Source organism: Vibrio sp. V43_P6S15P86 (assembly GCF_009904725.1).
In the GTDB taxonomy this organism is placed as follows: domain Bacteria; phylum Pseudomonadota; class Gammaproteobacteria; order Enterobacterales; family Vibrionaceae; genus Vibrio; species Vibrio diabolicus.
The window spans coordinates 10,054-14,134 of the sequence record NZ_WXWT01000073.1 but is presented as its reverse complement, the minus strand read 5'-3'; the positions used below and the strand labels follow the sequence as shown (position 1 = coordinate 14,134).

The 4,081-nt window shown below is 45.5% G+C and carries 4 protein-coding genes; 2 read left to right on the top strand and 2 right to left on the bottom strand.

Annotated features, from left to right (window positions below):
* The first annotated feature begins 230 nt into the window (after window positions 1–230).
* Window positions 231–587 (top strand): MerR family transcriptional regulator, encoded by a 357-nt coding sequence (locus tag CAG69_RS03340; protein ID WP_161442715.1) that lies wholly within the window; start codon window positions 231–233, stop codon window positions 585–587.
* A 58-nt stretch (window positions 588–645) separates the two neighbouring features.
* Entirely contained in the window at window positions 646–1,023 is a 378-nt protein-coding gene (locus CAG69_RS03335; RefSeq protein ID WP_161442713.1) for a carboxymuconolactone decarboxylase family protein, read from the top strand.
* A 77-nt stretch (window positions 1,024–1,100) separates the two neighbouring features.
* Here the strand turns inward: CAG69_RS03335 and CAG69_RS03330 are convergent, their stop codons facing one another.
* Both CAG69_RS03330 and CAG69_RS03325 read right to left on the bottom strand, forming a co-directional pair.
* Complete coding sequence (locus CAG69_RS03330) at window positions 1,101–1,331, bottom strand: PAS factor family protein (RefSeq protein WP_005375384.1); 231 nt, start codon at window positions 1,329–1,331, stop codon at window positions 1,101–1,103.
* A gap of 284 nt (window positions 1,332–1,615) precedes the next feature.
* Window positions 1,616–4,042: a M9 family metallopeptidase gene (locus CAG69_RS03325; RefSeq protein ID WP_161442711.1), complete on the bottom strand. Its 2,427-nt coding sequence runs from the start codon at window positions 4,040–4,042 to the stop codon at window positions 1,616–1,618.
* Window positions 4,043–4,081: the final 39 nt, after the last annotated feature.

The following is a 4,081-nucleotide window of genomic DNA, read 5'->3' as shown; positions in this document are numbered from 1 at the left end:
CCCTAAAGGAGGCCAAAGACTAAAAACAGCCAAACCACTCTATTGAGTAACTAATTTTTAATAAAGTGAAACTGGCAGGTGGATCACGTTTGGCGCGTATTCAAAACAGCCCCCTTCTGCGTATTCCACCTTAAAACATGGAAGATTACCGTTTGTATCTATCCCAAAATGACTTCAAAATGCGGAACTTAGCTTATGCCTATTGGTATGAATTACCTTGGAGGGTAATCATGAATATCAAAGAGTTTTCTAGCCTCGTCGGCTTGTCTGCTCATACACTTCGATACTATGAAAAAATTGGCTTACTTAAACATGTCCATAGAAACGCGAGTGGGCATCGAGTGTATAGTGCGAAAGATCTAAGCTGGATTAGCTTCGTAAAGCGATTAAAAGAAACTGCAATGCCGCTTGAAGAGATTCTGGAATATGCAAAATTAAGGGAAGTCGGCTCAGAATCTGTACAACAACGCCAAGCCTTGCTAGAGCAACACCAAGAAAACCTCAAGCTCCACATTGAACAGCAGCAAAAGCACTTAACGGCTCTAGAAGAAAAAATTGCCTTGTATAAAAGCGGAAAAGTTCGTTGACTTAGAGTTAACTCTAACGATTAAGGTATGTTTGCATTTATTCACTAGGAACATATCGATGGAACAATCACGCTTTAACAAAGGATTAGAACTACTCTCTCACATTGATGGCGACGCTGGTCATAACGTCATCGAAAGCTTACAAGATGTTTGCCCAGATTTAGCTCAGTACACCATTGAGTATCCGTTTGGCGATATTTATGCTCGCCTAGGCTTAGACCTAAAATCGAGAGAAATCGCAACCGTCGCCGCGCTAACGGCAATGGGGAATTGTTCGCCACAACTGAAAGTACATCTCAATGCAGCACTGAATGTAGGCTGCAGCGAGGCTGAAATTAAAGAAGTCATCTTACAGATGTCCGTCTACGCAGGGTTTCCAGCGGCATTAAACGGCATGTTTGCCTTCAAAGAAGTGCTGGCGGAAAGAGCAGAGTAATCACGACGTTGAAATCAATTTAAAGGCAATTAAAAACGGCCCTTGGGGATCGGGCCGTGATTTAAACAACGAGTGAATTAGCGCTCAGGGGTTTCAAGCAGTTTAACCGCGCAATCTACCGCGTTGTTAATGCCTTGACTACTCTCCAACTTGCCTGAACTTGCAGGACCAAGGGCACAAGAATACAAAGCCAGCTGCTTATCGAACGGCAGATCCAACTGTTCATATAGATTTTGTCGGATTCTTGCATGTTGTTCTGGTTCTTGGTTAGCAAGGCTAATCAACGTTTCATAAATAAGCGTTTTCATGTCTTTCCCTTTTCACTTTATTGCACGGGGTGCATATATATTGTATCCGTTTGGAAAGCACAAATCAGAAGCTAGGTCACAGAACGCGTCGCTAAAAAAGTTTATGTGCACGGTAAATTGTAATACAAACCTAAAGCCGTTTAGAAAAAGAGCAAAGGATAACTCGATAAATCAGCCGATTAACTAGCATTCGCCGCTGTTTGATCACAATAGCGTCCGATACAAACAAAAACGCCGCTCAATGAGCGACGTTTTTATCTCGATTTCAGCTAATCAAGCATGTTTTAGTTGAAGTGCACTAACATTTCAACGTCATCACCTTGTTCTGGTGCTTGAAGAGAGAAGTGCACATAGCCCGCTTCAGTAACAGGAATCGCAAGGTATTCGTTGCTACCTGCATAGTTGGAGACGTACTCGTGTTGCTCAACCGTAGGCCAATGCTCTCTGCTGGCGTATAGATCGACATTACCAGTTTGAGAGTGAGCCGTTAGCCATACACGAATCTCTTCAACACCTTCAGGTACATACACTGCCGCATAACGCTGCTTGTGAACGGTCAGCATTTTTGCTTCACCAGACTCTAATACCACCGGTGCCAAATCGTCTTGCACTTGTGTTGGCGGTGTTTGCGCTTCAACGTCTAAAGCAGCCACAAGATTCACTGAGTCATAGTTATCACGGCCAGTTAAACTGATGTAGTAACGACCTGCTTTCACGTAACCATCCTGCTCTGGCTCAAATACAATCTCTTCATTGCTGCCATCGCCATACTGGCTCATTTCAAAGTCGTAGTAATGCGCAACTTTGTTGTAGCTCATGTAAAGATCCGCATCACCCGCACCTTCAATAGAGACATTAAAGCGAACGGTGTTAGCAGGCACGTCAACGTAGAACAGTTTTTCGCTATATGCTTCGCCACTGAGTTGAAGGCTTTGGTTCGCCGTCAATTCAGTCACTTGTGCTTCAGGTTCTGTTGGTTCTATTGGCTCTTCTGGGTCAGTAACTGGTTGCTCTGGCTCCACTTCTAACGTATCCAACCAGCGTTCAAACTCTGCGTCATATTGTTGACCTAATGTCGTCACCTGTTGCGCCCACTGTTCAAACTGACCAGTGCGCGACAACGCCAACAAGCTTTCTACGTCTTGCGGATGATTTTCTAGCATGAATCGAACGGCCAAGTAACCCCAACGATAGATACGATTAGTATCGTGAGAATATGTGGTATCAAACACAGTTGAAAGGCTCAGTTTACCGCCTGCAATCAGTTCGATCGCCGCTTGGTAGCCTTGTTTGTAATGCATGTATTCAGCAAAACCTTCCAGCCACCACACGATATGACCGTGGGCTAAGTTATCACTGAACGAGCCGTACTGGTTAAATCGCGCGTCCAAATAGTGCGTGTACTCATGTTCTAGATTCAAGATCGATAAATCTTCGCCATTCGCATAGCGATAAGCCACGAAACGGGCGGTATTGTCCGTTTTTGATGGATTCCCCTCAAGGTACTGACCACCGTTGTCCGTTGTGTTACCAAACAGGAACGAAGAATAATCAACGTAGCTGTCGTTACTAGCAAACACCGCCACCTCAACACGATCATTCAAGTCATCAGCGACAGGTTGATTGCCCGTATTCGCCACTTGATGGAAGTCGGCTTCTTTCGCAGCCAGTACTTCACACGCTTTCGCAGCTTGAGCATCGGTTAGATCTTCAGAGCGAATGATGGCAGGTCCCTGACACTCAAAACGATTTGGCATCACGCGCGCTGCTAGATCTTGCTTCGCTTGATCTAGGTCCAGACCGTTTAAACCTTCAGGTGCGTAGTAGCTCATCATCTCTACGGCAGCAAGCCACAGTTTGTCATGCTCACTGCCCAATGGGTAACGCTGCATCACTTGTTGCATCACAGCCAAGGCTTTGCGTTTGGTCTCCTGATCTGGGCTCGCAAGCAAACGACCAGTTTCACGTAATGCATTGAAAACAATAAAGCTCGCATCCGTATCCAATGCCCAAGCGTTATCAGATGCGAATCTCGCTAATGTATCAATATGGTGAGTATTGTTTGCCATGTAGCGGTAGAACTCATCGTTTGCTACATGACCTGCCATAGAACGGAACAGGTTGTTTAAACCATCGACCCATTGCGTGTCCTGCGCGGTTTCACGGTTAAAGTGCATCAACGCGGCCATCATGCTATCCATGGTCAGCGGCAACTGCTTCACGTTATCAACCATCAAAGTCAAGCTCTTCATTGCGCCAACTTGTTCACGGCCTTGATCCAAAGCATGAGGGTTGTTAAGGAATAGGTTCGTCGACTGAGCAAAACGCTGACTCAATGCTTCTGAAAACTCAGGTGTACCTGTGCCAGCATTGTAACGAACGTAGTATGCAGCACGAATAAACTCGCCCAGATTTTCTAGAACACGAGCTTGCTCTGCTTCTCCACGATAGCGGGCAATTTCTTGATCCAACGCGACTTGGATACGGCTTAAGCTCGCTTCGCTGTAAATATCGTTCAGCGTTGCGGAAGGAGCTGAAAACCAAGCGTGGTAGCAATCATACTCAGCACCAGAAACGGCAGCAGCCAAGTCTCTCGATTGTTGTAAATCAGCAACAGCGCACTGGTTTTGTGCAAAAGAGAAGCTAGACACACTCGCTAGCATACAAGCAAGCGCCAAACGATGGCGCGGGAAAAAACGGATATGAGACATAACAACACTCATTGATTATTAACATACATTGAGTGGGGG